General features: G+C 61.8%; 25 protein-coding genes, 1 tRNA gene and 1 pseudogene. 16 read left to right on the top strand and 11 right to left on the bottom strand.

Features of this window, described 5'->3' with window-relative positions; all coding sequences use genetic code 11:
- Positions 1 to 66: 66 nt before the first annotated feature.
- The 3 genes from LMH93_RS04075 to LMH93_RS04065 are packed head-to-tail and all read right to left on the bottom strand — an operon-like array spanning position 67 to position 1,622.
- Positions 67 to 537, bottom strand: coding sequence for a hypothetical protein (locus LMH93_RS04075; RefSeq protein WP_003247361.1), 471 nt, complete (start codon positions 535 to 537; stop codon positions 67 to 69).
- A 51-nt stretch (positions 538 to 588) separates the two neighbouring features.
- Positions 589 to 1,062 carry a WbuC family cupin fold metalloprotein gene (locus LMH93_RS04070; RefSeq protein WP_003247362.1) on the bottom strand — a complete coding sequence of 158 codons (474 nt, stop codon included), beginning with the start codon at positions 1,060 to 1,062 and terminating at the stop codon, positions 589 to 591.
- A gap of 2 nt (positions 1,063 to 1,064) precedes the next feature.
- A complete protein-coding gene (locus tag LMH93_RS04065) occupies positions 1,065 to 1,622 on the bottom strand; it encodes a hypoxanthine-guanine phosphoribosyltransferase (RefSeq protein WP_003247364.1) in 558 nt (185 codons plus the stop codon).
- Between the two features lie 163 nt (positions 1,623 to 1,785).
- Here LMH93_RS04065 and upp point away from each other — a divergent pair, with 163 nt between their 5' ends.
- Both upp and LMH93_RS04055 read left to right on the top strand, forming a co-directional pair.
- Complete coding sequence (gene upp / locus LMH93_RS04060) at positions 1,786 to 2,424, top strand: uracil phosphoribosyltransferase (RefSeq protein WP_003247366.1); 639 nt, start codon at positions 1,786 to 1,788, stop codon at positions 2,422 to 2,424.
- Positions 2,425 to 2,426: 2 nt separating this feature from the next.
- The gene (locus LMH93_RS04055; RefSeq protein ID WP_070096898.1) at positions 2,427 to 3,692 is read left to right on the top strand and encodes a uracil-xanthine permease family protein; all 1,266 of its coding nucleotides are present in this window, start codon (positions 2,427 to 2,429) and stop codon (positions 3,690 to 3,692) included.
- A gap of 35 nt (positions 3,693 to 3,727) precedes the next feature.
- Here LMH93_RS04055 and hemH read toward each other — a convergent pair whose 3' ends face one another.
- Positions 3,728 to 4,744, bottom strand: coding sequence for a ferrochelatase (gene hemH / locus LMH93_RS04050; protein ID WP_003247370.1), 1,017 nt, complete (start codon positions 4,742 to 4,744; stop codon positions 3,728 to 3,730).
- A gap of 13 nt (positions 4,745 to 4,757) precedes the next feature.
- Entirely contained in the window at positions 4,758 to 5,663 is a 906-nt protein-coding gene (locus LMH93_RS04045; RefSeq protein ID WP_185279713.1) for a TIGR01777 family oxidoreductase, read from the bottom strand.
- 187 nt (positions 5,664 to 5,850) lie between these two features.
- On the opposite strand from LMH93_RS04045, the gene LMH93_RS04040 reads away from it, so the two are divergent.
- The 5 genes from LMH93_RS04040 (at position 5,851) to LMH93_RS04020 (ending at position 10,926) form a co-directional block, all read left to right on the top strand.
- Entirely contained in the window at positions 5,851 to 6,837 is a 987-nt protein-coding gene (locus LMH93_RS04040; protein ID WP_185279714.1) for an NAD(P)/FAD-dependent oxidoreductase, read from the top strand.
- 103 nt (positions 6,838 to 6,940) lie between these two features.
- Entirely contained in the window at positions 6,941 to 7,909 is a 969-nt protein-coding gene (locus LMH93_RS04035; RefSeq protein ID WP_003247377.1) for a YbgA family protein, read from the top strand.
- Positions 7,899 to 8,798, top strand: coding sequence for a MerR family transcriptional regulator (locus LMH93_RS04030; protein WP_230064851.1), 900 nt, complete (start codon positions 7,899 to 7,901; stop codon positions 8,796 to 8,798). The genes LMH93_RS04035 and LMH93_RS04030 overlap by 11 nt, the downstream gene beginning before the upstream one ends.
- Positions 8,789 to 10,216 (top strand): deoxyribodipyrimidine photo-lyase, encoded by a 1,428-nt coding sequence (gene phrB, locus LMH93_RS04025; protein ID WP_230064850.1) that lies wholly within the window; start codon positions 8,789 to 8,791, stop codon positions 10,214 to 10,216. The genes LMH93_RS04030 and phrB overlap by 10 nt, the downstream gene beginning before the upstream one ends.
- 11 nt (positions 10,217 to 10,227) lie before the next feature.
- Positions 10,228 to 10,926 (top strand): SDR family oxidoreductase, encoded by a 699-nt coding sequence (locus tag LMH93_RS04020; protein WP_185280395.1) that lies wholly within the window; start codon positions 10,228 to 10,230, stop codon positions 10,924 to 10,926.
- Positions 10,927 to 11,049: 123 nt separating this feature from the next.
- On the opposite strand, the gene LMH93_RS04015 is transcribed toward LMH93_RS04020, so the two are convergent.
- The 6 genes from LMH93_RS04015 to hemA form a co-directional block, all read right to left on the bottom strand.
- Positions 11,050 to 11,568 carry an acyloxyacyl hydrolase gene (locus LMH93_RS04015; protein WP_004575884.1) on the bottom strand — a complete coding sequence of 173 codons (519 nt, stop codon included), beginning with the start codon at positions 11,566 to 11,568 and terminating at the stop codon, positions 11,050 to 11,052.
- A gap of 106 nt (positions 11,569 to 11,674) precedes the next feature.
- A complete protein-coding gene (gene murI, locus LMH93_RS04010) occupies positions 11,675 to 12,472 on the bottom strand; it encodes a glutamate racemase (protein WP_003247387.1) in 798 nt (265 codons plus the stop codon).
- Positions 12,465 to 13,220: a molybdopterin-synthase adenylyltransferase MoeB gene (locus LMH93_RS04005; protein WP_230064849.1), complete on the bottom strand. Its 756-nt coding sequence runs from the start codon at positions 13,218 to 13,220 to the stop codon at positions 12,465 to 12,467. Before LMH93_RS04005 ends, murI begins: the two co-directional genes overlap by 8 nt.
- Positions 13,214 to 14,044, bottom strand: a complete 831-nt coding sequence (gene prmC / locus LMH93_RS04000) for a peptide chain release factor N(5)-glutamine methyltransferase (protein ID WP_004575885.1) — start codon at positions 14,042 to 14,044, stop codon at positions 13,214 to 13,216. Before prmC ends, LMH93_RS04005 begins: the two co-directional genes overlap by 7 nt.
- Positions 14,044 to 15,126, bottom strand: a complete 1,083-nt coding sequence (gene prfA, locus LMH93_RS03995) for a peptide chain release factor 1 (RefSeq protein ID WP_003247392.1) — start codon at positions 15,124 to 15,126, stop codon at positions 14,044 to 14,046. Before prfA ends, prmC begins: the two co-directional genes overlap by 1 nt.
- Entirely contained in the window at positions 15,123 to 16,400 is a 1,278-nt protein-coding gene (gene hemA, locus LMH93_RS03990; protein ID WP_003247394.1) for a glutamyl-tRNA reductase, read from the bottom strand. Before hemA ends, prfA begins: the two co-directional genes overlap by 4 nt.
- A 701-nt stretch (positions 16,401 to 17,101) precedes the next feature.
- On the opposite strand from hemA, the pseudogene LMH93_RS03985 reads away from it, so the two are divergent.
- The 9 genes and pseudogenes from LMH93_RS03985 to ychF all read left to right on the top strand — a co-directional run.
- Positions 17,102 to 17,209, top strand: a pseudogene (locus LMH93_RS03985) (3-deoxy-7-phosphoheptulonate synthase); the annotation flags it as partial.
- A gap of 846 nt (positions 17,210 to 18,055) precedes the next feature.
- On the top strand, positions 18,056 to 19,777 hold the full coding sequence (locus LMH93_RS03980) for a tetratricopeptide repeat protein (RefSeq protein WP_003247399.1): 1,722 nt from the start codon (positions 18,056 to 18,058) through the stop codon (positions 19,775 to 19,777).
- Between the two features lie 4 nt (positions 19,778 to 19,781).
- A complete protein-coding gene (lolB, locus tag LMH93_RS03975; protein ID WP_230064848.1) occupies positions 19,782 to 20,399 on the top strand; it encodes a lipoprotein insertase outer membrane protein LolB in 618 nt (205 codons plus the stop codon).
- Between the two features lie 4 nt (positions 20,400 to 20,403).
- Positions 20,404 to 21,264 carry a 4-(cytidine 5'-diphospho)-2-C-methyl-D-erythritol kinase gene (ispE, locus tag LMH93_RS03970; protein ID WP_019750445.1) on the top strand — a complete coding sequence of 287 codons (861 nt, stop codon included), beginning with the start codon at positions 20,404 to 20,406 and terminating at the stop codon, positions 21,262 to 21,264.
- A gap of 20 nt (positions 21,265 to 21,284) precedes the next feature.
- Positions 21,285 to 21,359: transfer RNA gene (locus LMH93_RS03965), tRNA-Gln, on the top strand.
- A 48-nt stretch (positions 21,360 to 21,407) separates the two neighbouring features.
- A complete protein-coding gene (locus LMH93_RS03960) occupies positions 21,408 to 22,349 on the top strand; it encodes a ribose-phosphate pyrophosphokinase (protein ID WP_003247410.1) in 942 nt (313 codons plus the stop codon).
- A gap of 118 nt (positions 22,350 to 22,467) precedes the next feature.
- Entirely contained in the window at positions 22,468 to 23,061 is a 594-nt protein-coding gene (locus LMH93_RS03955; protein ID WP_003247411.1) for a 50S ribosomal protein L25/general stress protein Ctc, read from the top strand.
- A 79-nt stretch (positions 23,062 to 23,140) separates the two neighbouring features.
- Complete coding sequence (gene pth, locus LMH93_RS03950) at positions 23,141 to 23,725, top strand: aminoacyl-tRNA hydrolase (protein ID WP_003247413.1); 585 nt, start codon at positions 23,141 to 23,143, stop codon at positions 23,723 to 23,725.
- A gap of 24 nt (positions 23,726 to 23,749) precedes the next feature.
- Entirely contained in the window at positions 23,750 to 24,850 is a 1,101-nt protein-coding gene (ychF, locus tag LMH93_RS03945; protein WP_003247414.1) for a redox-regulated ATPase YchF, read from the top strand.
- Positions 24,851 to 24,990: the final 140 nt, after the last annotated feature.

Here is a 24,990-nt window from a genome sequence, read left to right as displayed (position 1 = left end):
CCGACTCCAACTGGACCATCACGGAATTTCGAAGGCCGGCAGTTTACCCCCCGCAGGCTTCGCGCCTCAACGCGTACGTACCGTCCCGGTGTGCAGGTCGGCCCAGATATGGCCGTTGCCGTAAGTCAGAAACTGCACGTACAGGGTTTCGTTACGCAGCAGGTCCATGACCACCCGGTAGTTGCTGACCGGGTAATTCAGGCTCAAGGTGCGGGTTTTAGCGTCATACACAGGCTTTTTCAGGCTTTTGGCCGCTTCACCATCGAACGTCAGCAGCACCTGGGCAATGGTCGCGCCCTTGCTCAGCGGCTTGCCCTTCAGGCGCACCTGCAACGACGATGTGATCGGGATCGGCTGCTGATCGGACTGGCGCTGGGCCCCTACGACCACCGAATAGTCAGTCACTTGCAGCAATTGCTGGCTGGTCGGCGCTTCCTGGCGCAGGGACTGGTCATCAGGTGGCAGGAACTGACTGTGCAGCGGTGCGGCAGCGAGCGGCAGGCTGACCGCCAGCAGGAGGGGAAGAATCGCACGCATGTGAGGCTCCTTGTATGAAGGAGCACTCTAGCATGCCGGGTACAGCCGATATCAATCGAACTGCGCGCGCATCCAGGCCTGGTAATCGGCCACGCCGGCTTCACCCTCGCGCGGCGCCCAGTGTGCGTGCTCGCCCTCGCCCACTGGTCGGTATGGCCCAGCCTTGCACTCGAACAGGATGCTGTCGGGCTCCAGCACCACCAAGCCATGGTAGGTACCAGGCGCCAGATCTACACCCAGACAGTCGCCACCGGCCTGCAGCACCCGCTTGTCAGTCACCGCGCCTTGCTCATCGAAGATCAGCAGGCCAAAGCACCCCTTGAGCGCTATCAAGGTTTCAGCCTTGTCGGCGCTCACATGGCGATGCGGCGGAATGTAGGTGCTCGGTTGCAGCCCGACCGCCATGCGGTGGCAGGGCTCTTCCATAGCGTGAAAGTTATGGTGCTGCCGCCCGCGCGGGTTGGCAGCGGCCTTTTCGGCCAGCCCGGCGAACAGCGATTGGTCGATGAACGCAGGCTGGCGCACGGTTACAGCCCCTTTACGGCGAAGATGCCGTTAGCGTTGCGCCAGTACCCTTTGTAGTCCATGCCGTAACCGAAGATATAGCGATCGACACAAGGCAGGCCCACATAGTTGGCCTTGAGGTCAGGGCTTGCCTTGCGGTCGTGATCCTTGTCGATCAGCACAGCGGTGTACACCGAGCGGGCGCCGGCATGCTTGCAAAACTCGATGATGGCGCTGAGGGTGTGGCCTTCGTCGAGGATATCGTCGACGATCAACACGTCACGGTCGATGAACGACACTTCCGGCTTGGCCTTCCAGAAAAGCTCGCCGCCGCTGGTCTGGTTGCGGTAGCGGGTAGCGTGCAGGTAGGAGGCTTCCAGTGGGAACTGCAGGTGGGTCAGCAGTTTGCCGGAGAAGATCAGGCCGCCGTTCATCACGCAGAACACAACCGGGTTCTTGTCGTGCAGGTCCTTGCAGATCTGCTCGCCGACTTTGGCGATGGCCGCTTCGACTTCGGCTTCGGTGTACAGGCAGTCAGCTTCACGCATGACTTGACGGATATGCTCGAGATCGGCGGACATGGCGCTCTCCGGGGGGGCATTTTGGAAAAGCGGGCAAAGGTACGCATCCGCTCGTCACAGATCAAGCATTTATGGACTAACGTCCAGAATGACCAGACGACAGCACAGGCTGAATAGATTAATCTAGCGCGGTTTTTTTGCCCGCCTTTCGGAGCCCTCCCCTATGCCCACTCGTGAGATCCGCCATCCGCTGATCCGCCACAAGCTTGGCCTGATGCGCCGTGCCGATATCAGCACCAAGAATTTTCGCGAACTCGCCCAGGAAGTCGGCGCGCTCCTGACGTATGAAGCCACCCAGGACCTGCCCCTCGAAACCTACGAGATCGACGGCTGGTGTGGCAAGGTCTCGGTTGAAAAAATCGCCGGCAAGAAGATCACCGTAGTACCGATCCTGCGCGCCGGCATCGGCATGCTCGACGGCGTGCTCAGCCTGATCCCGGGTGCCAAGGTCAGCGCCGTCGGCGTTGCCCGAAACGAAGAAACCCTCGAAGCCCACACCTACCTGGAAAAGCTCGCGCCGGACATCAACCAGCGCCTGGCCCTGATCATCGACCCGATGCTGGCCACCGGCGGCTCGATGGTTGCCACCATCGACCTGCTGAAAAAGGCCGGCTGCAAAGAGATTCGCGCCATGGTGCTGGTCGCCGCGCCAGAAGGCATCGAGGTGGTAGAAAAAGCCCACCCGGACGTGAAGATCTACACCGCCTCGATCGACCAGCGCCTGAACGAGCACGGCTACATCGTGCCAGGCCTGGGTGATGCCGGTGACAAGATCTTCGGCACCAAGCAAAAGGACGCCTGACCATGCAGGACGGCTTCAACGACCCGCTCTGGCGCCAGGTCGTTTCGGGCGCGCAGATGCTCTTCGTGGCATTCGGCGCGCTGGTGCTGATGCCCCTGATCACCGGCCTCGACCCGAACGTCGCGCTGTTCACCGCCGGCATCGGCACCCTGCTATTCCAGCTGGTCACCGGACGTCAGGTACCGGTGTTCCTGGCCTCGAGCTTTGCCTTCATCACGCCGATCATCCTCGCCAAAGGCCAGTTCGGCCTGGCCGAGACCATGGGCGGCGTAATGGCTGCTGGCTTCGTGTACACCTTCATGGGCCTGATGGTAAAAATCAACGGCACCGGTTTCATCGACCGCATGCTACCGCCGGTGGTGATCGGCCCGGTGATCATCTCCATCGGCCTGGCCATGGCACCGATCGCCGCCAACATGGCGATGGGCAAAGGTGGGGACGGTACAGCGCTGATGCCATACAAGACGGCCATGCTGATCTCGATGCCAGCGCTGCTGACAACCTTGATCGTTGCCGTATTCGGCAAGGGCATTTTCCGCCTGGTGCCCATCATCTCCGGCGTGCTGGTGGGCTTTGCCCTGTCGTTCGCCTTTGGCGTGGTCGACACCGCCAGGATCGCTGCCGCACCGTGGCTGGAAATCCCCAATTTCACCGCCCCTGCGTTCAACTGGCAGGCCATTCTGTTCATCGTCCCGGTTGCGCTGGCGCCGGCGATCGAGCATATCGGCGGGGTGATTGCAGTGGGCAGCGTGACCGGCCGTGACTACCTGAAGAAGCCTGGCCTGCACCGGACGTTGCTGGGCGACGGCCTGGCGACTACTGCAGCCGGCCTGTTCGGCGGCCCGCCCAACACCACCTATGCCGAAGTGACCGGCGCGGTGATGCTGACCAAGAACTACAACCCGAAGATCATGACCTGGGCGGCGGTCTTCGCCATTACCCTGGCGTTCATCGGCAAGTTCGGCGCGCTGCTGCAGAGCATCCCGGTGCCGGTGATGGGCGGCATTCTGTGCCTGCTGTTCGGCTCGATTGCAGCGGTGGGCATGAACACCATGATCCGCCACAAGATTGACCTGGGCGAGGCACGCAACCTGGTGATCGTCTCGGTGACACTGGTGTTCGGTATCGGCGGCGTGCTGATCGGCAGCGGTGACGGCCCGGATGACTGGGGCCTGAAGGGTATTGCCCTGTGCGCGATTGTGGCTATTGCGCTGAACCTGATTCTGCCGGGTAATGACAGCTGGAAGCACAAGAAGCTGGATGTATAAACGGTCGGTAGGGGCCGCAAGGCGGCCCCTTCGATTCAGGCCTTTTCACTCATATCAGCCAACACCCTCACCCACTCCGGGTGATCATTCAGGCACGGCACCAGCACCAGCTCCCGGCCACCCGCCTCGACAAACTGCTCGCTGCCACGCATGCCTATCTCTTCCAGCGTCTCGATGCAATCCGCCACAAATGCCGGGCACATCACCAGCAGCTTCTTCACACCGGCCTTGGCCAGTTCATCCAACCGCGTCTCGGTGTAGGGTTCGATCCACTTGTCCCGGCCCAGCCGCGACTGGAACGATACCGACCACTTGCCATCAGGTATGCCCATTTTCTGCGCAAAGGCTTTGGCTGTGGCCAGGCATTGCCCGCGATAGCAAACCGAACGTACTTCGGCGGTTGCACCGTGGCAGCAATCGGCAGCACGCAGGTCGTGCTTGACCCCTTTCGGAAACAGCTTTTTCAGGTGCCGTTCCGGCAAACCATGGAAGCTCAACAGCAGGTGGTCGTAACCCGTCTCAAGGTACGGCCGGGCACTGGCAGCCAGTGCCTCGATGTACGCCGGATGCTCGTAGAACGGCTGCAGCACACGCATCTGCAACGGCAACTGGCGCTCGCTGACGGTCTGTTTTGCCAGCTCGACCACCGTGGTCACCGTGCTGTCGGCGAACTGTGGATAAAGCGGCGCCAAAGTCACCTTGCGCACACCTTGGGCGGCCAGCCGCTCCAACACATCAGGCAACGCTGGCTGGCCGTAGCGCATGGCAATTTCCACTGGGCCATGGGGCCAGTGCTCGACCATCGCTGCCTGCAGGCGACGGGTCAGCACAACCAGAGGCGAGCCCTCCTCCCACCAGATCGAAGCGTAGGCGTGTGCCGACTGCTCAGGGCGCTTGATCAGGATCAGCGACACCAGCAAGCGCCGCACCGGCCACGGCAGGTCGACCACGTACGGGTCCATGAGGAACTGGTTGAGGTAACGGCGCACATCGGCCACCGAGGTGGAGGCCGGGGAACCCAGGTTGACCAGCAGCAGGGCGTGATCGGTCATGCAGCGTCCTATGTCAGAGGCCACTGGACAGGTTGTCCAGCGCCGATTGCAGATCGTTGAAACGGAAGGTGAAGCCTGCTTCCAGCAAGCGTACCGGGCGCGCCCGCTGGCCTCCCAGCAGCAAGGTCGACATCTCGCCAAGCCCGGCCTTGAGCAGCAATGCCGGCACTGGCAACAGCGCCGGCCGATGCAGGGCTCGGCCCAGTCGCCTGGCAAACTCACGGTTGCGTACAGGCTCCGGCGCGCAGGCATTATAAGGACCGCTGGCATCCTTGCGCTGCAAGAGAAAATCAATCAGGGCGACCTGGTCGTCTATATGAACCCAGGGCATCCACTGCCGCCCGTCGCCCAAAGGCCCGCCCAGCCCCAGTTTGAAGGGCATGCGCAGGCGCGACAAAAAGCCGCCATCGCTGGCCAGCACCAGGCCAGTACGGACCAGTACCACGCGTATCCCCTGGGCTTGCGAACGCTGGGCGGTCTCTTCCCAGGCAATGCACAACTGGCTGGCGAAATCTTCACGCACCGGGGGTGAAGCCTCGGTCAGTTCGCGTTCGCCACCGTCTCCGTACCAACCTACCGCAGAGCCGGAGATCAACACCTCCGGGCGCTGCTCACGGGTGCCCAACCACGCCAGCAATTGCTCGGTAAGGGTGACACGGCTGACCCACAGCACGTTGCGCCGGGCGGCCGTCCAGGGCCTGTCGGCAATCGGCGCACCAGCAAGGTTGACCACCGCATCAAGATGATCGTCGGCCTCCAGCTGCTCCAGGCGCGCGATACCACGCACCCCGCTACCACAGATTTTTGCCACCTGTTCAGGACGCCTGCTCCAAACCGTAAGCCGATGCCCTTGGCCCAGCCAGTACTGGCATAGATGCTTGCCAATCAAACCGGTGCCACCTGTCAGCAATATATGCATGGCTGTGTCCTCGCAGAATGCATCGGTGGTCTATTTTTAACAGCAAGGCACTTTTTTGACCCGACGCTCTCGGATAAACATAGGCCAACCTGCCCGCCAACACGGAATAACCTTATACAGAATTTTTGCATTGTACAGGTTTGCCTGACAGCGTAGTCTGCTCACAGCAAGGTTTGAAGAGGCCATCATGACAATACCTATCGCCATCATCGGGGCCGGCATCGCCGGTTTGTCAGCCGCCCAGGCTTTGCAAAAGGCCGGGCAATCCGTGCACTTGTTCGACAAAGGCCACGGCAGTGGCGGGCGCATGGCCAGCAAGCGCAGCGAAGCCGGCGCGCTCGACCTGGGCGCACAGTACTTCACTGCCCGTGACCGACGCTTTGTCGATCAGGTGCAGCAATGGGTGGCCGCCGGCTGGGCCGAACAATGGAAGCCTCAACTGTATAACTACCGTGACGGCGAACTCACCCCTTCCCCTGACGAGCAGACGCGCTGGGTAGGCGTGCCACGCATGAGCGCCATTACCCGCGGCTTGCTCAAGGACGTCACGGTCAACTTCGGCTGCCGCATAGCGGAAGTGTTTCGCGGCAAGCAGTACTGGCACCTGCAAGACACCGAAGGTTGCAGCCACGGCCCCTACAGCCGTGTGGTCATCGCCGTCCCGGCACCGCAGGCCACGCCACTTCTGGCCGCCACACCGAAGCTGGCGGCCGTGGCCGCTGGCGTGCAAATGGAACCTACCTGGGCCGTCGCCCTCGCCTTCCAGGCACCGCTGGATACGCCAATGCAAGGCTGCTTCGTGCAGGACAACCCGCTGGACTGGCTGGCTCGCAATCGCAGCAAGCCCGGCCGCGACGAGCACCTGGACACCTGGGTACTGCACGCGACCTCAGACTGGAGCCGGCAACACATCGACCTGCCCAAGGAAGAAGTGATCGAACAGTTGTGGGGTGAATTCGCCGAACTGGTCGGCTGCGTGGTACCGCCGCCCTCCTTCTCCCTGGCTCACCGCTGGCTCTATGCCCGCCCCAGTAGCAACCATGAGTGGGGCGCACTGGCCGATGCCGACCAGGGCTTGTACGCCTGTGGGGACTGGTGCCTGTCCGGCCGCGTCGAGGGCGCATGGCTCAGTGGCCAGGAAGCGGCGCGGCGCTTGCTCGAACACCTTGAGTGATGCCGAACTATACAAAAATACTAGTTTGCATAACTTCAGCGCTGTGCTGAAATAAACCTGTACAAGTTTCGAGTCACGTACAGGTTTATTTTCGGAGGCAGCCATGCACGACCCTTCCGCCCACCGCAAGCCGCGTATCGCCATCAGCGCCTGCCTGACCGGGCACAGCGTGCGCTACAACGGCGGCCACAAGGCCTCCGACCTGTGCCGTAAACAACTGGAACAGCACTTCGACTGGCTACCTGTGTGTCCGGAAGTGGCAATCGGCCTGGGTGTTCCGCGCGACCCGATTCGCCTGGTCGGCAACCCCGAGCAACCCGAAGTGGTCGGCACCCGCGACCCCGGCAAGGACCTGACCGACCCGCTGCGCACCTATGGCGAGCAGATGGCCAACGAACTTGACGACATCTGCGGCTACATCTTCATGCAGAAGTCACCTTCTTGCGGCCTGGAACGGGTAAAGGTTTATCAGGACAATGGCCACCCGGCCGTGCATGGCGGGCGCGGCGTCTATGCCCAGGCTTTCTGTGCATTGCGCCCGGACCTGCCAGTAGAGGAAGAAGGCCGCCTGCATGACCCCGTGCTGCGCGAGAACTTCATAAGCCGCGTTTACGCCTACGCCGACTGGCAGCGCCTGCTGGCCGAGGGCCTGAACCGTGGCGCGCTGGTACGCTTTCATTCGCGCTACAAGTATTTGCTGATGGCCAATAACCCCCAGGCCTATCGCACCCTCGGCCGCCTGCTTGGCAGCATGAGCAAGGCTGATGAACCACAGAGCATCGGCCCGCGCTATTTCAGCCAGCTGATGCAAGCCCTGCGCCGCTGCGCGAGCCGCGGCACCCACAGTAACGTGCTGCAGCACCTGAGCGGTTACTTCAAGGATGCCCTGACGCAGCAGGACAAGGCCGAGTTGCAGGCAGTCATCGGCCAATACCAACAAGGCGTGGTACCACTGGTAGTGCCACTGACCTTGCTCAAACACCATTTGCGCAAGCACCCAGACCCCTACCTGCAGCAACAAGCCTACCTGCAGCCGCACCCCGAGAGCCTGGGTTTGCGCAATGCGGTCTGAGGACTTGCTGCCCATCGGCGAACTTGCCCGTCGCACCGGCGTAAACCCGGTCACCCTGCGCGCCTGGGAGCGCCGGTATGGGTTGCTCAAGCCACAGCGCACCGCCAAGGGGCATCGCCTGTACCCACTTGAGCAGGTCGAACGCGTCGAGGCGGTCCTGGCCTGGCTGCAGCGTGGCGCGTCGGTCGGCCAAGTCCGCGAGTTGCTCGACAAACCCGCCAGCACCCCACCGAAGGGGGACTGGCAAGCCAGGCAATTCCAGCTGATCGAAGCCATCGCCGGCCTTTCACAGCGCGCCCTCGACCAGCAACTTAACCAGGCCATGGCGCTGTACCCGGCAGTCACCCTGTGCGAACAACTGCTGCTGCCGCTGCTCGACATGCTCGACCAGCGCTGGCGCAATTACTTCAACGCTCGGCTGGAGCAGGTGTTTTTCCACAGCTGGCTGCGCAGCAAGCTCGGTGCCCGCGTGTACCACGACAACCAGCTGCTGCAAGGGCCCGCCGTGTTGCTGGCCGAAGACAGCGAACGCACCTTCAGCCCAGACTTATGGTTGTGCGCCTGGCTGCTCACCAGCAATGGCTTCCAGGTCGAGGTGCTCGAGCAGCCCGTCGCAGGCCCGCAATTGCTAAGCGCCGTCAACGCGCTCAAACCACGCGCCTTACTCCTGCACTTGGGCCCACGCATCGACGACAAGGCGTTGCTGCGCACCCTGCAAGGCTTACCAATCCCCAAGCTGTTGGGTGGTGCCACGCTGGCGCTGCATGAAGCCCGCTTGAAGGCTTTTGAGCTACCCGACCTTTTCCTGTTCGACACCCCGCAGGCGGCATTGCGCGTGCTTCAAGCCCATGATCGACAGCCTGTAGAGATAAATGCCCCATGCACCTGACCTGGCTGCGCAGCGACCTGCGTATCGATGACAACACTGCACTCAGCGCCTCCACCGAGCGCGGCCCGACCATCGCCCTGTGGCTGGTCAGCCCCGGACAATGGCAAGCCCATGACGATGCCGCCTGCAAAGTCGACTTCTGGCTGCGTAACCTGCATGACCTGCGCCAATCACTGGAAAAGCTGAACATACCCCTGCTGATCCGCACATTCGATACCTGGGACCAGGCGCCACAGGCGGTGCTCGATGTCTGTCGCCAACATCAGGTGCAAAGCGTGCACTGGAACGAGGAGTACGGCATCAATGAGCAGCGCCGGGATGATGCCACCCGGGCACTGCTGGAAAAGTCGGCCATCCAGGCGCACAGCTACCTCGACCAGCTGTTCTTCCGTCCGGGCACCGTACTGACTCGCAGTGGCGATTACTTCCAGGTGTTCAGCCAGTTCAAGAAAACCTGCCTGGAGCATCTGCACCGCAGCCTGCCGGCCCTGGCACGGCGGGTGAAGCGCCAGGCCCCGCTGAACATCGGCAGCGACCCAATCCCGCAACACGTAGAGGGGTTCGGAAAAACCACGCCCGCACTGCGCGACCACTGGCCAGCCGGTGAAGCTGAGGCACAGTCCCGCCTGTCACGCTTCCTGGACGAAACCATCGACGACTACCACCACTTGCGCGACTTACCTGCCAAGCCTGGTACCAGCCAGCTTTCCCCCTACCTGGCCGCCGGCGTGATTTCGCCCCGCCAATGTTTGCACGGTGCACTGGCCGGCAACCGGGGCGAGTTCGACAGTGGCAGCACAGGCGTGCAGACCTGGATCAATGAGCTACTGTGGCGGGAGTTCTACAAGCACATCCTGAGCGGTTATCCACAGGTCTCGCGCCACCGCGCCTTCCGCGCCCAGACCGAAGCCTTGCCCTGGCGTGACGCCCCGGCAGACCTGGAGGCCTGGGAGCAGGGCCGCACCGGCTTCCCGATCATCGATGCCGCCATGCGCCAGTTGCTGCACACCGGGTGGATGCACAACCGCTTGCGCATGATCGTGGCCATGTTCCTCAGCAAGAACCTGCTGATTGACTGGCGCAAGGGCGAGCGACACTTCATGCGAAACCTGATAGACGGCGATCTGGCCGCCAACAACGGGGGTTGGCAGTGGAGTGCGTCCACCGGCACTGATGCGGTGCCCTATTTCCGTATCTTCAACCCGGTTTCGCAGTCGCAGCGCTTCGATCCTCAGGGGCATTTCATTCGCCACTGGGTACCGGAACTACAGGAGCTCGATGAAAAAGCCATCCATCAGCCCATTAAATCGACGGACCTTTTCGGTAATACTAATTACCTAAGTCCAATCGTAGATCTCAGTAGCAGTCGCCAGCGGGCCCTGGAAGCGTTCAAAGGGCTGCCACGCCGGCAGAATTAGGGGATAACGTGTTGATTAACTCACGCAGTTTCTGGGTTACGGGCGCAAGCAACGGACTTGGCTTGGCTTTGGTGGAGCGGATGCTCGATGAAGGACATCGCGTTGCCGCGAGTGGCAAGAATAGCGACGCACTGGATGCTTTGGGGGCACGCTACGGCAGCCAATTGTTGCGGTTGCCGTGGCAGTTGCATGAAGAACAACACGTCAGCCATGCGTGCCAACAAATTTGCCATGCCTGGTGTTCGCTGGACGGGCTGATCCTCAACACCGGCACCACCGATTACCTGCCAGACAATGCCAGTGACAGTGAGCTGATCGAAGCGATCGTCACTACCAACCAGCTGGCCGCAGAGCATTGCCTGAGCAATGCGCTGCCGTTGCTGGAAAAGGGTCAGTCGCCGCAGGTGATGGCGCTTTTCAACCGCTATTCGGCGTTGCAGCTGTTTGCACCGACACAGGTGACTGCGGGCTGGAACAATTTGCCGCAATGGATGCGTGAGCAACGCAAGGCCCTTGAGGACCAAGGGGTAGCACTGACCATTGTAGGGCCACAATCGTTGAAGGTTACGCTAACGTCGGCACAGGCGATACCGGAGGAGTGGACGCCCGGCAGTGCCGCAGAGGAGTTGCTGCGGCGTTGGCCTCAGAGAGAACCCGAACTGATCCTGGAGACGCTGGACCTCAGTAGCCTGTGGCCGCTGGCGCGTTAACACCTGAAATCAGCATTACCGACTTCGCGGGCAAGCCCGCTCCTGCAAATTACCCAGACCTTGAGTGCTGTGGTATGCCGGCAGGAGCGGGCATTGCCCGCGAAGTGGCGAATGCAGGCGAACTCAGAGCGCCATTCTGTAATGCAGGCTGTAGCTTTCTACACCATCATTGGGCTCTTTGATGCCCGCGTTGGAATAGTGAATCGCCCGCACCCCAATCTCATGCCCGCCGGCAAAGCGCAAACCAAAGCCGATGCGGTCCTCAAACTGGAAAGCCGAACCCAGCTCGTTGCTTTCCAGCTCGGTGCTGGAGAACGCCGCTACCCCTATCCCGGCTTCGATGTAAGGCTTCACCGACTCCCCGGCAAATTCATAGACGAACACGGGCGCGAAGGACAGGCTGTGATTGCTTGCGGTCTCGTCGCCATCCCAGTAGGTGTAGGCCCCATCCCAATAGCCGGTCAGCCGACCAACGCTGGTCTGCCACCAACTCGCATCCCAATTCGATTGCAGCCCTAGCCGGTAAACCATTGTCGAATCGCCGGTCTGCCCCACCGAAAACGAAACATCGGCAGCTTGTGCCGACATCGTTTGCCCCAAAACAAAGGCAGCAGCCGCTGCCAAGCCGAGCAGTTTCCTCATAAGAAACATCCTTCTTTCTGATGCTGTTGTTAGTGTCCGCCTCATCTCAGGCAAAGCGGTAGAAAGCAGAAGTGGAACGATAGTTCAGCCTTTTTTCACGTTTTTTTCACAACGCAAAGCTTTGCACATCGTCAGACTTATGCCACAGCACAGGTAGGATTTTTCTTAAGGCTTCTGGGTCAGCGCTTGTCCAGAAGCGTGCAGCGCCGGCCGGGCCTTCGGCCAATAGATCATTGGCACCCAGCAGCCGTCGCAACTGACGCGCCACGGCCGCGCCGGTGTCGATGATGGCCACGTCATCCGGGACCATGCCGGCCAGCAATGGGCGAAGGAAAGGGTAATGGGTGCAGCCGAGGATCAGCGTATCGCAACCTGCAGCCAGTAGCGGCTGCACATAACCTTGCAGCAGCTGGCGCACCGCTGGGCTTACAAGGTCACCGGCTTCGATCAGCTCGACCAGCCCCGGGCAAGGCTGGGTAATAACCTGTACGTTGTTGGCGAAGCGGTCGAGCAAGGCTGCGAACTTGGCACTCTGCAGGGTACCGGTGGTGGCCAGCACACCGACCACGCCCGAGCGGGTGGCTGCCGCTGCAGGCTTGACGGCCGGTTCCATGCCCACCAACGGCCAGGTCGGATACAACTCACGCAGGTCAGCCACTGCCGCCACCGTGGCAGTGTTGCAGGCCAACACCATGGCCTTTGCGCCTTGTTCATGGAAGAACCCGGCAATGTGCCGGCAGCGCTCGCGGATATAGTCCGGCGACTTCTCACCGTAGGGTATATGCCCGCAATCGCCCACATACAGCAACGTTTCGTTGGGCAGCAGGCGCTGGATCTCGGCCAGCACCGACAAACCGCCAACCCCCGAGTCCATGACGCCGATCGGCGCCGAGCGCTCAGCCATCGCGCTTACCACAGACCGTGCAAGCCGGGTCGCGCTTGACACGAAGCTCGCGGATACGGGTGCCGAGGGCATCGATCAACAGCAAGCGGCCGACCAACGGCTCACCGAAGCCAGCCAGCAACTTCATTGCCTCCAGCGCCTGCAGGCTACCCACCAGCCCCACCAGTGGGCCAATGACGCCAGCTTCGCTGCAGGTCAGTTCGGCTTCGCTACCATGCCCGTACAGGCAGTGGTAGCACGGGCTGTAGTCGCGCCGCGGGTCGAACACCGACAGTTGGCCTTCCAGACGGATTGCCGCTCCGCTGACCAGCGGCTTGCCGGCGGCGACACAGGCAACGTTGACCGCCTCGCGGGTAGAGAAATTGTCGGAGCAGTCCAGTACCAGGTCGACTGCCGACACCGCAGCCGCCAGCGAGTCCTCGTCCAGTGCCTGGCGGTGAGCAACCAGGCTGACTTCCGGGTTGATTGCCTGCAAGCGCTGCAAGGCCGAGTCGACCTTGCTCATGCCGACGCTGGCACTGTCGTGGATAACCTGGCGTTGCAGGTTGGTCAGGTCGACGGTGTCGAAGTCGGCCAGGTGCAGCTCACCCACGCCAGCGGCGGCCAGGTACAGGGCGACTGGCGAGCCCAGGCCACCCAGCCCGATGATCAGCGCTTTGCTCTGTTTGAGCCGCAGCTGGCCATCGATGTCGATCTGGGACAGCAGCACCTGGCGGCTGTAACGCAGCAGTTCCTGATCACTCAGCATGGCAGTCGCCCCAGGGTAATGCGTTCATGGCCGCCCAGGTCCGTGCGGCTGGCCACCTCGATAAAGCCATGTTCAGCCAGCAGAGCGCGTACCGCTGCCGCCTGATCGTAGCCATGTTCCAGCAGCAGCCAACCACCTGGCAACAAGTGCGCGGGGGCCTGGGCGGCGATCACGCGAAGGTCGTCCAGGCCATCGGCACCGGCCACCAGGGCACTGCTGGGTTCGAAGCGCACGTCGCCGGCCACCAGGTGCGGGTCTTCAGCGGCGATGTAGGGCGGGTTGCTGACAATGAGGTCGAAACGCTCCCCGGCCAGGCTGTCGAACCAGTGGCTTAGCCGTACCCGAGCGTTGGCCAGGCCTAACCGCTGGCGGTTGCGCTCGGCGAGGGCAGCAGCCTCCTCCACCCGGTCAACCGCTGTCACCTGCCAGGCCGGGCGTTCGCTGGCCAGCGCCAGAGCGATGGCCCCCGTACCCGTACCCAGGTCGAGAACCTTGGCTGGCGAAGCGGGTTGCAGTTCAAGCGCCGTCTCGACCAGCAGTTCGGTATCCGGCCGCGGGATCAGGGTATGCGGCGCAACCTCCAGGTCGATCTTCCAGAAGCCCTGCAGCCCAAGGATATAGGCCACTGGCTCGCCGCCACGGCGGCGCTGCAGGTAGCCGGCATAGGTCTCGGCATCTTCGCTGCTGACGATACGCTCGGGCCAGGTATGCAGGTAGCTGCGCGATTTACCGATGGCCGCAGCCAGCAGCAGTTCGGCATCCAGGCGCTCAGTGGGCGATTCAGGCAACTGCGCGTTGCGCAACAGGCTGGCGATGACAGTCATCAGTCCCCCAAGGCGGCCAGTTGATCGGCCTGGTATTCGGCCAGCAGCGGTTCGATCACCGCGTCTACGCCACCGCTGAGGATGTCGTCCAACGAATACAAGGTCAGGTTGATGCGGTGATCGGTCACCCGCCCCTGTGGATAATTGTAGGTGCGGATGCGCTCGGAGCGGTCACCGGACCCCACCAGCAGCTTGCGCTCACTGGCAATGGCGTTCTGCGCGGCACTGGTCTGCATGTCGTTCAGCTTGGCCGACAGCCAGGACATGGCGCGAGCGCGGTTCTTGTGCTGCGACCGCTCCTCCTGGCATTCGACCACGATACCGGTGGGCAAGTGGGTGATACGGATCGCCGAATCGGTTTTGTTGACGTGCTGGCCGCCGGCACCGGAGGCACGGTAGGTGTCCACGCGCAAGTCGGCCGGGTTGATTTCGATGGCGGCTTGCTCGTCCGGCTCGGGGAGCACCGCCACCGTGCACGCGGAAGTGTGGACACGGCCTTGGGACTCGGTCTCGGGCACACGCTGAACCCGGTGTGCACCGGACTCGAACTTGAGCTTGCCGTAGACATTCTCGCCCTCGACGCGGGCAATGATTTCCTTGTAGCCGCCGTGCTCGCCTTCGTTCTCGGACAAGATTTCCAGGCGCCAGCCGCGCTTTTCGGCGTAGCGCGAATACATGCGGAACAGGTCACCAGAGAAGATGGCTGCCTCGTCGCCACCCGTACCGGCGCGGATTTCCAGAAACACGTTGCGACCGTCGTTGGGGTCTTTGGGCAGCAGCATGCGCTGCAGCTGCGCCTCCAGCGTCAGCAGTTGCTCCTTGGCTTCACGCACCTCTTCCACGGCCATTTCACGCAGGTCCGGGTCACTGTCCTTGAGCAGCGCCTGGGCACCTTCGAGGTCGTCCTGGACTTTGCGCCACTCTTTATAAGCAGCGTAGACCGGCTCTACCTCGGCATACTCGCGGGAGTAGGCGCGAAAACGCGTCTGGTCGGAAATAACCTCGGCGTCACCGAGCAGGGCGGTGAGTTCTTCGAAACGGTCCTGGAGGATTTCCAGTTTGTTCAGCAGCGACGCTTTCATTGCGGGGATTTGTCCGTGGAGCCCTCGTTGAGGGCAAAGAGTTCCTGGGCCATGGCCAGCGCATCGAGGCGGCCCTCGGCCGAGAGCTTTTTCAGCTGCACGCTGGGCGCATGCAGGAGTTTGTTGGTCAGGCCCCGGGCCAGCTGGGCCAGCACGTCTTCGGGGTTGCCGCCATTGGCCAGCAGGCGCAGGGCCTTTTGCAGTTCTTCGTCGCGAAGGCGCTCACTTTGCTGGCGATAGGCCCTGAGCACGTCCACTGCCGCCAGTTCGCGCAGGCGCAGCATGAAGTCTTCGGCGCCCACGGATACCAGCTCTTCGGCCGCCTGAGCTGCCCCCTGGCGGCTCTTGAGGTTTTCTGCCACTACATCGTGCAGGTCGTCGACGGTGTACAGGTAGACATCGTCCAGCTCGCCTACTTCGGTTTCGATATCGCGAGGTACAGCGATGTCGACCATGAAGATCGGCTTGTGTCGGCGCTGTTTCAGTGCGCTCTCGACCGCGCCCTTGCCCAGGATCGGCAACTGGCTGGCGGTGGAACTGATCACGATGTCACTGTTGGCCAGTTCCTGGGGGATGTCTGCCAGCAGCACGGCATGCGCACCGAACTGCTCGGCCAGGATGCTGGCGCGCTCCAGGGTGCGGTTGGCCACCACGATACGGCGTACGCCCTGCTCGTGCAGGTGGCGGGCGACCAGGGTGATGGTTTCGCCGGCACCGATCAGCAGGGCCTGGCTGCGGCCCAGGTCGGCGAAAATCTGCTTGGCCAGGCTGACCGCGGCGAACGCAACCGAAACCGGGTTTTCACCGATGGCCGTATCGGTACGCACCTGCTTGGCGGCGCTGAAGGTGGCCTGGAACAGGCGCCCAAGCAACGGCCCGACAGTACCGGCTTCGCGGGCCACGGCGTAGGCGGACTTCATCTGGCCCAGAATCTGAGGCTCGCCGAGAACCAGCGAGTCCAGGCCCGAGGCCACGCGCATCATGTGCTTCACGGCTTCGTGCTCTTCATGCACGTAGGCGCTGGCGCGCAGCTCGTCGAGGCTGAGGCGGTGATAGTCGGCCAGCCACTGCAGCACGGCGTCGGCGGACAGGTGGTCCTGCTCTATATAGAGCTCACTGCGGTTGCAGGTCGACAGGATCGCCGCCTCGCGGCTGGACGTCAGTCTGCAGAGCTGCTGCAGGGCGTCTACCAGCTGCTCTGGGGTAAACGCCACGCGCTCGCGTACGTCTACCGAGGCAGTCTTATGGTTGATACCAAGTGCAAGAAAGGCCATGCAAGGTCGCTGGTTGTGACGGGAAGCCGATAATTGTCCTCTTTCGCAGGTTTCAGGACAACCACCGTTCGCTATTGTGCTGATAGTCCTGCGGCTATCGCCGCTCGCGGGCCAGCATCAACGTTGATTTCAGGTTTCACTCCCGCTTTTGATCTGCTTCTGATCTTCGCGACTTCAGGAGGCCGAACGCAGTGCTTGCCAGTTAAAGGCTGTTACCTATGTGCGTGAACTGATTTGTAACCCATGTGGGTGAGCCATACCGGCGAAAAGGTGAGTCAGCGTCGCCATCGCAAATGGACGGTTCGCCGAGTCAAAACAGACGAGTTTGCTTCTTGCTTCTTGGATGTGAGCATCCACATTAAATAGGTATTCATTCGCGAAGGTGGCGCGTAGTCACCTTTCCGCCCTTCCGGCGGGTTACTTTGGTCGTGGCCAAAGTAACCAAAGCCGTCGGCTCCCATCATCCGGCCCCTACGCTACGCTCCGGGGTCCCCTCGCTCCGGGCTTGCTCCCGGGAGGACCGCGCTGCAGGCCCCATCCTGGGGCCCAGCGCTTGACGGGCATCCATGCCCGTCACCTCCCTCCGCAAGCCCTGCGCTCGGCCTCCTGAAGTCGCAATCTGCGTCGCCTGGACTACCGCGCGCTTAGAAGCAAAAGCAAAAGCCAAAGCAAGAGCAAGAGCAAGAGCAAGAGCAACGACGTTCTTCCAGGTACACCAGGCCGAGGGCAGCCATGCCGGCGATATCCTTATCCAGATGACCGGGCAAAACGTCACCGAATGCATCGGCGATGCCCGGCCGATCACCGAATTCGCTTCTCGCTTTTGATTTTGCTTCTAAGTGCGCGGTAGTCCAGGCAACGCAGATTGCGACTTCAGGAGGCCGAGCGCAGGGCTTGCGGAGGGAGATGACGGGCATGGATGCCCGTCAAGCGCTGAGGCCCCATGGATGGGGCCTGCAGCGCGTGCTCCCGGGAGCAAGGCCGGAGCGAGGGGACCCCGGAGCGGAGCGTAGGGGCCGGATGATGGGAGCCGACGGTTTTTGGTCCCTTTTTGCCACGACAAAAAGGGACCCGCCGTAAGGGCGGAAAGGTGAGTCGGCGTCGCCATCGCAAACGGACTGTACGCCCGATCAGAACCAGCGCTTAAGCTTTTGAGCTTTTGGGCCTTTGGGTTGTGCGCTTTCACATCAAGTAGACATTCATTCACGATGTAGGCGCCTATTCACCTTTCCGCCCTTCCGGCGGGTTACTTTGGTCGTGGCCAAAGTAACCAAAACCGTCGGCTCCCATCATCCGGCCCCTGCGCTGCGCTCCGGGGTCCCCTCGCTCCGGGCTAGCTCCCGGGAGGACCGCGCTGCAGGCCCCATCCTGGGGCCCAGCGCTTGACGGGCATCCATGCCCGTCACCTCCCTCCGCAAGCCCTGCGCTCGGCCTCCTGAAGTCGCAATCTGCGTCGCCTGAACTATCGCGCGCTTAGAAGCAGAAGCAGAACAACAGCACGAACGCTGGGCATCGTGGCCAGCCTGGGGCGAACCCTGCGCGCGCAGTGCGGTCTGCATAGGCTAAGCGTAGCTTCATACCTTCGCAGGTGGGTTTGCCTCCGCGCTTGTGTCATCATGCTCCGACCGCCGGTGAGTCCTCCTATAAGCCTTTCTATGAACAAACCATACGCATTGCTGCTTGCCTTCGCCCTGCTCCAGGGCTGCCAGAGCCTGGCCCCGCAAAAGGCCGAGCCTCCCGTCGCCGAAGCTGGCAAGGCAGAGGCGGAAAAGCCCGTGGTGTATGGTTCGTTCAAGCAGGACACACTCTATAGCCTGTTGGTGGCAGAGCTGGCTGGCCAGCGCAACCGTTTCGACATCGCCCTGGCCAACTACACCGATCAGGCGGCAAAAACCCAGGACCCAGCAGTTTCCGAGCGCGCCTACCGCATTGCCGAGTACCTCGGCGCCGACGAGCCGTCACTGGAGAATGCACTGGTCTGGGCGCGCAACGACCCGCAGAACCTCGACGCCCAGCGCGCCGCCGCCATCCAGCTGGCCCGCGCCGGCCGCTATGACGAGTCCATGGCCTACATGGAAAAGGTACTGCAGGGCCAGGGCGACACCCACTTCGACTTCCTCGCCCTGTCCGCAGCCGAAACCGACCAGAGCACCCGCGACGGCCTGCTGCAAAGTTTCGAACGCCTGCTGGTGAAATACCCCGACAACGGCCAGCTGATATTCGGCAAGGCCCTGCTGCTGAACCAGGACGGCAAGACCGAAGAAGCCCTGGAACTGCTTGAGTCGCACCCGGCACAAAACGGCGAAGTCGCCCCGATCCTGCTGCGCGCCCGTCTGCTACAGGCCCTGGACCGTGGTCCAGAGGCCCTGCCACTGCTGCGCGGGGCGATTCGCGACAACCCGGACGACAAACGCCTGCGCCTCACCTACGCTCGCACCCTGGTCGAACAGGACCGTATCGCCGATGCCAAAGGCGAGTTCATCAGCCTGGTCCAGCAATACCCCGATGATGACGAATTGCGCTACTCGCTGGCGCTGGTGTGCCTGGAGAACAAAGACTGGGATGAAGCCGAAGGCTACTTGCAGGAGCTGATCGAGCGCGACAGCTACGTTGACGCCGCGCACCTGAACCTGGGCCGCATCCACGAGGAGCGCCACGACCCTGCTGGCGCTCTGGATGAATACGCCCTGGTCGGCCCAGGCCCAGACTACCTGCCGGCACAGCTGCGTCAGGCCGACATCCTGATCGCCAACGGTCGCGGCAGCGATGCCTCGCGCCTGCTGGCCGAAGCACGCGAAGCCCAGCCAGACTACGCCATCCAGCTATTCCTGATCGAATCGGAAAGCTACAGCAACAACAACAAGGACGCCCAGGCCAATCAGGTGCTGCAGCAAGCCATCCAGCGCTACCCGGACGACCTCAACCTGCTTTACACCCGCGCCATGCTGGCCGAGAAGCGCAACGATTTGACGCAGATGGAAAAAGACCTGCGCGCCATCATCGCCCGCGAGCCAGAAAACGCCATGGCCCTGAACGCCCTGGGCTACACCCTGGCCGACCGCACCACCCGCTATGCCGAAGCCAAGGCACTGATCGACAAGGCCCACCAATTGACCCCCGATGACCCGGCAGTGCTCGACAGCCTGGGTTGGGTCAACTATCGCCTGGGCAACCTCGACGTCGCTGAAACCTACCTGCGCCAGGCCTTTGCCAACTTCCCCGACCACGAAGTGGCCGCCCACCTGGGCGAAGTACTGTGGGCCAACGGCAAGCGCCGCGAAGCTCGCCATGTATGGGCCAAGGGCTTCGAGGCCCAGGCCGACAGCCCTATCCTGCGCAAGACCCTTTTGCGCCTGACCGGATCCGAGACTCTTTAACGCCATGTTCCTGCGCCATTGCATCACCTTTACCATGATCGCCCTGCTGGCCGGCTGTGCCGGCTTCGGTAGCCGCGAGGCCCTGCAGGGCCACGGCGACCCGCAGCAGTGGCGCGCCCACAAAGCGCAGCTGAGCAGCCTCGATGGCTGGCAGATCAACGGCAAGGTCGGTATCCGTGCCCCGCGCGATTCCGGCAGCGGCACGCTGTTCTGGCTGCAACGTCAGGACTATTACGACATTCGCCTGGCCGGCCCGCTGGGCCGTGGCGCCGCACGCCTTACCGGCCGCCTGGGTGGCGTGGTGCTGGAAGTGGCCAACCAGGGCCGCTACGAAGCCACCAGCCCAGAAGCCCTGCTGGAAGAGCAACTGGGCTGGCAACTGCCGGTTTCGCACCTGGTCTGGTGGGTGCGCGGCCTGCCCGCCCCCGACAGCAAGAGCAAGCTGACCCTGGATGGCGACAGCCGCCTGGCCAGCCTCGACCAGGATGGCTGGCAGGTGCAGTACCTGAGCTACACCGAACAGAACGGCTACTGGTTGCCCGAGCGCCTGAAGCTGCACGGCAAAGACCTGGACGTGACCCTGGTGGTCAAGGACTGGCAGCCGCGCCAGCTGGGGCATTGATCGCATGCAAAAGCTCACCCTGCCCGCCCCGGCCAAGCTCAACCTGTGGCTGCACATCATCGGCCGCCGCGCAGACGGTTACCACGAACTGGAAACGGTGTTTCAGTTTCTAGACCATGGCGACGAACTGAGTTTTGCCCTGCGTGACGATGGCGTGATCCGCTTGCACACCGAGATCGAGGCCGTCCCCCACGACAGCAACCTGATCGTACGGGCCGCGCGCATGTTGCAAGCACAATCGGGCACCACGCTTGGCGCCGACATCTGGCTGACCAAGGTACTGCCCATGGGCGGAGGTATCGGCGGTGGCAGCTCGGACGCCGCGACCACCCTGCTCGCCCTGGCCCACCTGTGGCAACTGGACTGGGACGAAGACCGCCTGGCCGCACTGGGGCTTAGCCTGGGCGCCGATGTGCCGGTGTTCGTACGCGGCCACGCAGCATTCGCGCAAGGCGTAGGCGAACAACTGACCCCGGTCGACCCGATCGAACCCTGGTATGTCGTGCTGGTGCCGCAAGTGTCTGTCAGCACAGTAGAAATTTTTTCACATCCACAGTTGACACGTGATTCTCTCCCCCTTAAGATGCGCCCCGTTCCCGAGGGAAACAGTCGAAATGACTGCCAACCGGTGGTAGAGCAGAATTACCCAGAAGTTCGCAATGCATTGAATTCACTGGGAAAATTCACTGAGGCTCGACTAACCGGCACTGGAAGTTGTGTGTTTGGGGCCTTCCCAAGCAAAGCCGAAGCTGATAAAGTTCTGGCCCTTCTTTCAGCGACCCAAACAGGGTTTGTGGCGAAAGGAAGCAATATTTCGATGTTGCATCGCAAGCTGCAAAGTCTGGTCAAGAAGTCGAGCGCATGAGCGTTCGCAGCAACAGATACAGGGGCGTCGCCAAGCGGTAAGGCAGCAGGTTTTGATCCTGCCATGCGTTGGTTCGAATCCAGCCGCCCCTGCCATTTTCCTTATACTCATCCAGGTATACCCTCAGCCTTCAGGTACTGCGCGTGTCCAAGATGATGGTCTTTACGGGGAACGCTAACCCCGATCTGGCTCGGCGTGTCGTACGTCAGCTGCATATCCCTCTCGGTGACGTCTCTGTCGGTAAATTCTCCGACGGCGAGATCAGTACTGAGATCAATGAAAATGTTCGCGGTAAAGACGTTTTCATTATTCAGCCGACCTGCGCCCCGACCAACGATAACCTGATGGAACTGGTAGTGATGGCCGACGCCTTCCGCCGCTCCTCAGCATCCCGAATCACCGCCGTGATTCCCTACTTCGGATATGCCCGCCAGGACCGCCGTCCGCGTTCGGCACGTGTAGCCATCAGCGCCAAAGTCGTTGCTGACATGCTCACTGTCGTAGGTATCGACCGTGTACTCACCGTCGACCTGCACGCTGACCAGATCCAAGGCTTCTTCGATATCCCCGTCGACAACATCTACGGCTCGCCCGTACTGGTTGACGATATCGAAGACCAGCGTTTCGAGAACCTGATGATCGTCTCCCCGGACATCGGTGGTGTCGTGCGCGCACGCGCTGTCGCCAAGTCCCTGGGCGTCGATCTGGGTATCATCGACAAACGCCGCGAAAAGGCTAACCACTCCGAGGTTATGCACATAATCGGCGACGTCGAAGGGCGCACCTGCATCCTGGTAGACGACATGGTCGACACCGCTGGCACCCTGTGCCACGCGGCCAAAGCCCTGAAAGAGCACGGCGCTGCCAAGGTTTACGCCTATTGCACGCACCCTGTCCTGTCGGGCCGCGCCATCGAGAACATCGAGAAGTCGGTACTGGACGAGCTGGTGGTGACCAACACCGTTCCGCTGTCCGCCGCTGCTCAAGCCTGTGATCGTATCCGCCAGCTGGATATCGCACCGGTTGTCGCTGAAGCGGTACGCCGCATCAGCAACGAAGAATCGATCAGCGCGATGTTCCGCTAAGCGGGACACGTGTTGATGTGAAGCGCCCCGCCCCAACCTGTGTTGGGGCGGGGCTTTTTTGCCATCCCCGTTGGCGCTGGTCGCAAACGCCCTCGGGGGGCTATTTTGGAGAAACAAAATGACTGATTTTATTCTGAACGCCCAAGCGCGTACTGACCTGGGGAAAGGTGCGAGCCGCCGCCTGCGTCACTCGCTGAGCATCCCAGCCGTTGTCTACGGTGGTGATAAAGAAGCTCAATCCCTGACCATCCTGGCCAAGGAAATCACCAAGCTGTTCGAAAACGAAGCTGCCTTCAGCCACGTTATCGAACTGAACGTTGACGGTGTTAAGCAGAACGTCATCATCAAGGCCATGCAGCGCCACCCAGCCAAGCAGTTCATCATGCACGCTGACTTCGTTCGCGTCGTTGCTGGCCAGAAGCTGACCGCCAAGGTTCCGGTTCACTTCATCAACGAAGAAGCCCCGGTCAAGAAAGGCGGCGAGATCTCCCACGTTGAGTCCGAGATCGAAGTTTCCTGCGAAGCCAAAGACCTGCCTGAGTTCATCGAAGTTGACCTGGGCAACGCCGAAATCGGCACCATCATCCACCTGTCGGACCTGAAAGCTCCGAAAGGCGTAGAGTTCGTCGCTCTGGCCCACGGTGATGACAAAGCTGTTGCCAACGTTCACGCTCCACGCGTTGCTCCAGAAGCAGAAGGCGCTGCCGAGTAATCCACTCGCACGCCGGCGTTGATCGGGTTACAGTGCCGCGCGCACTGTAACCCACCAACTCCAAGGAAGAGCCCCTGACGTGACCGCCATCCAGTTGATCGTTGGCCTGGGTAACCCCGGCCCCGAATACGAACAGACCCGGCATAACGCAGGGGCTCTTTTCGTTGAACGCCTTGCCAGCGCCCAGCGTGTTTCGCTGACCGCTGACAAAAAGTATTTCGGCCTGACGGCTAAATTCAGCCATCAGGGCAACGACGTTCGTTTGTTGATCCCCACCACCTACATGAACCGCAGCGGCCAGTCCGTAGCGGCCTTGGCCAATTTCTTCCGCATCAAGCCGGAAGCGATACTGGTGGCACACGACGAACTCGATCTGCCCCCGGGCGTTGCCAAGCTCAAGCGCGGCGGCGGCCATGGTGGGCACAACGGCCTGCGCGACATCATCGCGCAGCTCGGTAACCAGAACGACTTCCACCGCCTGCGGCTTGGCATTGGCCACCCGGGTGACGCCAAACTGGTATCCAACTTCGTCCTGGGCCGCGCGCCGCGCGCCGAGCAGGAGAAGCTCGACGCCAGCATCGATTTTGCCCTCGGCGTGCTGCCGGACGTGCTTGCCGGCGATTTCGCCAAGGCGATGCGCGAGCTGCACAGCCAGAAGGCCTGATTTCCTTTAGAGAGGGGAATACCCATGGGTTTCAATTGCGGCATCGTCGGCCTGCCCAACGTCGGCAAGTCCACCCTGTTCAACGCCCTGACCAAGTCTGGCATCGCGGCGGAGAATTTCCCTTTCTGCACCATCGAGCCGAACAGCGGCATTGTGCCTATGCCCGACGCTCGCCTGGCTGCGCTGGCTGAAATCGTCAAGCCAAACCGCATCCTGCCGACCACCATGGAATTCGTCGACATCGCCGGCCTGGTTGCCGGTGCCTCGAAAGGCGAAGGCCTGGGCAACAAGTTCCTCGCCAACATCCGCGAGACCGACGCCATTGCCCACGTGGTGCGCTGCTTCGAAGACGAGAACGTGATCCACGTTTCCAACAGCGTCGACCCCAAGCGTGACATCGAGATCATCGACCTCGAACTGATCTTCGCCGACCTCGACAGCTGCGAAAAGCAACTGCAGAAGGTAGCCCGCAACGCCAAGGGCGGCGACAAGGATGCCTTGGCGCAAAAGGCCATTCTGGAAAAGCTGATCCCGCACTTTACCGAAGGCAAGCCTGCGCGCAGCCTGATGAAGCACATGGCTGACGACGAAAAGGCCGTCATCCGTGGCTTCCACTTGCTGACCAGCAAACCGGTGATGTACATCGCCAACGTGGCCGAAGACGGCTTCGACAACAACCCGCACCTGGACGTGGTCAAGGCTATTGCCGAAGAAGAAGGCGCGGTCGTGGTGCCGGTGTGCAACAAGATCGAAGCGGAAATCGCCGAGCTGGAAGACGGTGAAGAGAAGGACATGTTCCTCGAGGCCCTGGGCCTGGAAGAGCCTGGCCTGAACCGCGTGATCCGCGCCGGTTACGAGCTGCTGAACCTGCAGACCTACTTCACTGCCGGTGTGCAGGAAGTACGCGCCTGGACCGTTCGCGTCGGAGCCACTGCCCCGCAGGCAGCCGGCGTTATCCACACCGACTTCGAAAAAGGCTTCATCCGCGCTGAAGTGGTGGCCTATGACGACTTCATCCAGTTCAAGGGTGAAGCCGGTGCCAAGGAAGCCGGTAAGTGGCGTCTGGAAGGCAAGGATTACATCGTCAAAGACGGCGACGTGATGCACTTCCGCTTCAACGTCTAAGCGGTAACCTGCAGCACACACAAACCCCTTGAGGCTTGCGCTTCAAGGGGTTTTGTTTTGCCCGGACATGCGCCCTGTGCAGGGGCGGCCTTGTGTCGCAACGGGCCACAAAGCGGGCCCCGCCCCCAGCATCTAAGCTG

This window comes from Pseudomonas sp. CIP-10 (assembly GCF_020911845.1).
GTDB classification, from domain to species: Bacteria; Pseudomonadota; Gammaproteobacteria; order Pseudomonadales; family Pseudomonadaceae; genus Aquipseudomonas; species Aquipseudomonas alloputida.
The sequence above is the reverse complement of the archived record's forward strand: the minus strand, read 5'-3'. Positions and strand labels throughout refer to the sequence as shown.

What these genes read in the sequence shown, in the direction of transcription:
- LMH93_RS04075 (WP_003247361.1), bottom strand. Translation starts at nt 537, where the DNA reads ATGCGTGCGATTCTTCCCCTCCTGCTGGCGGTCAGCCTGCCGCTCGCT.
- LMH93_RS04065 (WP_003247364.1), bottom strand. Translation starts at nt 1,622, where the DNA reads ATGTCCGCCGATCTCGAGCATATCCGTCAAGTCATGCGTGAAGCTGAC.
- upp (WP_003247366.1), top strand. Translation starts at nt 1,786, where the DNA reads ATGCCCACTCGTGAGATCCGCCATCCGCTGATCCGCCACAAGCTTGGC.
- LMH93_RS04055 (WP_070096898.1), top strand. Translation starts at nt 2,427, where the DNA reads ATGCAGGACGGCTTCAACGACCCGCTCTGGCGCCAGGTCGTTTCGGGC.
- hemH (WP_003247370.1), bottom strand. Translation starts at nt 4,744, where the DNA reads ATGACCGATCACGCCCTGCTGCTGGTCAACCTGGGTTCCCCGGCCTCC.
- LMH93_RS04045 (WP_185279713.1), bottom strand. Translation starts at nt 5,663, where the DNA reads ATGCATATATTGCTGACAGGTGGCACCGGTTTGATTGGCAAGCATCTA.
- LMH93_RS04040 (WP_185279714.1), top strand. Translation starts at nt 5,851, where the DNA reads ATGACAATACCTATCGCCATCATCGGGGCCGGCATCGCCGGTTTGTCA.
- LMH93_RS04035 (WP_003247377.1), top strand. Translation starts at nt 6,941, where the DNA reads ATGCACGACCCTTCCGCCCACCGCAAGCCGCGTATCGCCATCAGCGCC.
- LMH93_RS04030 (WP_230064851.1), top strand. Translation starts at nt 7,899, where the DNA reads ATGCGGTCTGAGGACTTGCTGCCCATCGGCGAACTTGCCCGTCGCACC.
- phrB (WP_230064850.1), top strand. Translation starts at nt 8,789, where the DNA reads ATGCACCTGACCTGGCTGCGCAGCGACCTGCGTATCGATGACAACACT.
- LMH93_RS04015 (WP_004575884.1), bottom strand. Translation starts at nt 11,568, where the DNA reads ATGAGGAAACTGCTCGGCTTGGCAGCGGCTGCTGCCTTTGTTTTGGGG.
- murI (WP_003247387.1), bottom strand. Translation starts at nt 12,472, where the DNA reads ATGGCTGAGCGCTCGGCGCCGATCGGCGTCATGGACTCGGGGGTTGGC.
- LMH93_RS04005 (WP_230064849.1), bottom strand. Translation starts at nt 13,220, where the DNA reads ATGCTGAGTGATCAGGAACTGCTGCGTTACAGCCGCCAGGTGCTGCTG.
- prmC (WP_004575885.1), bottom strand. Translation starts at nt 14,044, where the DNA reads ATGACTGTCATCGCCAGCCTGTTGCGCAACGCGCAGTTGCCTGAATCG.
- prfA (WP_003247392.1), bottom strand. Translation starts at nt 15,126, where the DNA reads ATGAAAGCGTCGCTGCTGAACAAACTGGAAATCCTCCAGGACCGTTTC.
- hemA (WP_003247394.1), bottom strand. Translation starts at nt 16,400, where the DNA reads ATGGCCTTTCTTGCACTTGGTATCAACCATAAGACTGCCTCGGTAGAC.
- LMH93_RS03980 (WP_003247399.1), top strand. Translation starts at nt 18,056, where the DNA reads ATGAACAAACCATACGCATTGCTGCTTGCCTTCGCCCTGCTCCAGGGC.
- lolB (WP_230064848.1), top strand. Translation starts at nt 19,782, where the DNA reads ATGTTCCTGCGCCATTGCATCACCTTTACCATGATCGCCCTGCTGGCC.
- ispE (WP_019750445.1), top strand. Translation starts at nt 20,404, where the DNA reads ATGCAAAAGCTCACCCTGCCCGCCCCGGCCAAGCTCAACCTGTGGCTG.
- LMH93_RS03955 (WP_003247411.1), top strand. Translation starts at nt 22,468, where the DNA reads ATGACTGATTTTATTCTGAACGCCCAAGCGCGTACTGACCTGGGGAAA.
- ychF (WP_003247414.1), top strand. Translation starts at nt 23,750, where the DNA reads ATGGGTTTCAATTGCGGCATCGTCGGCCTGCCCAACGTCGGCAAGTCC.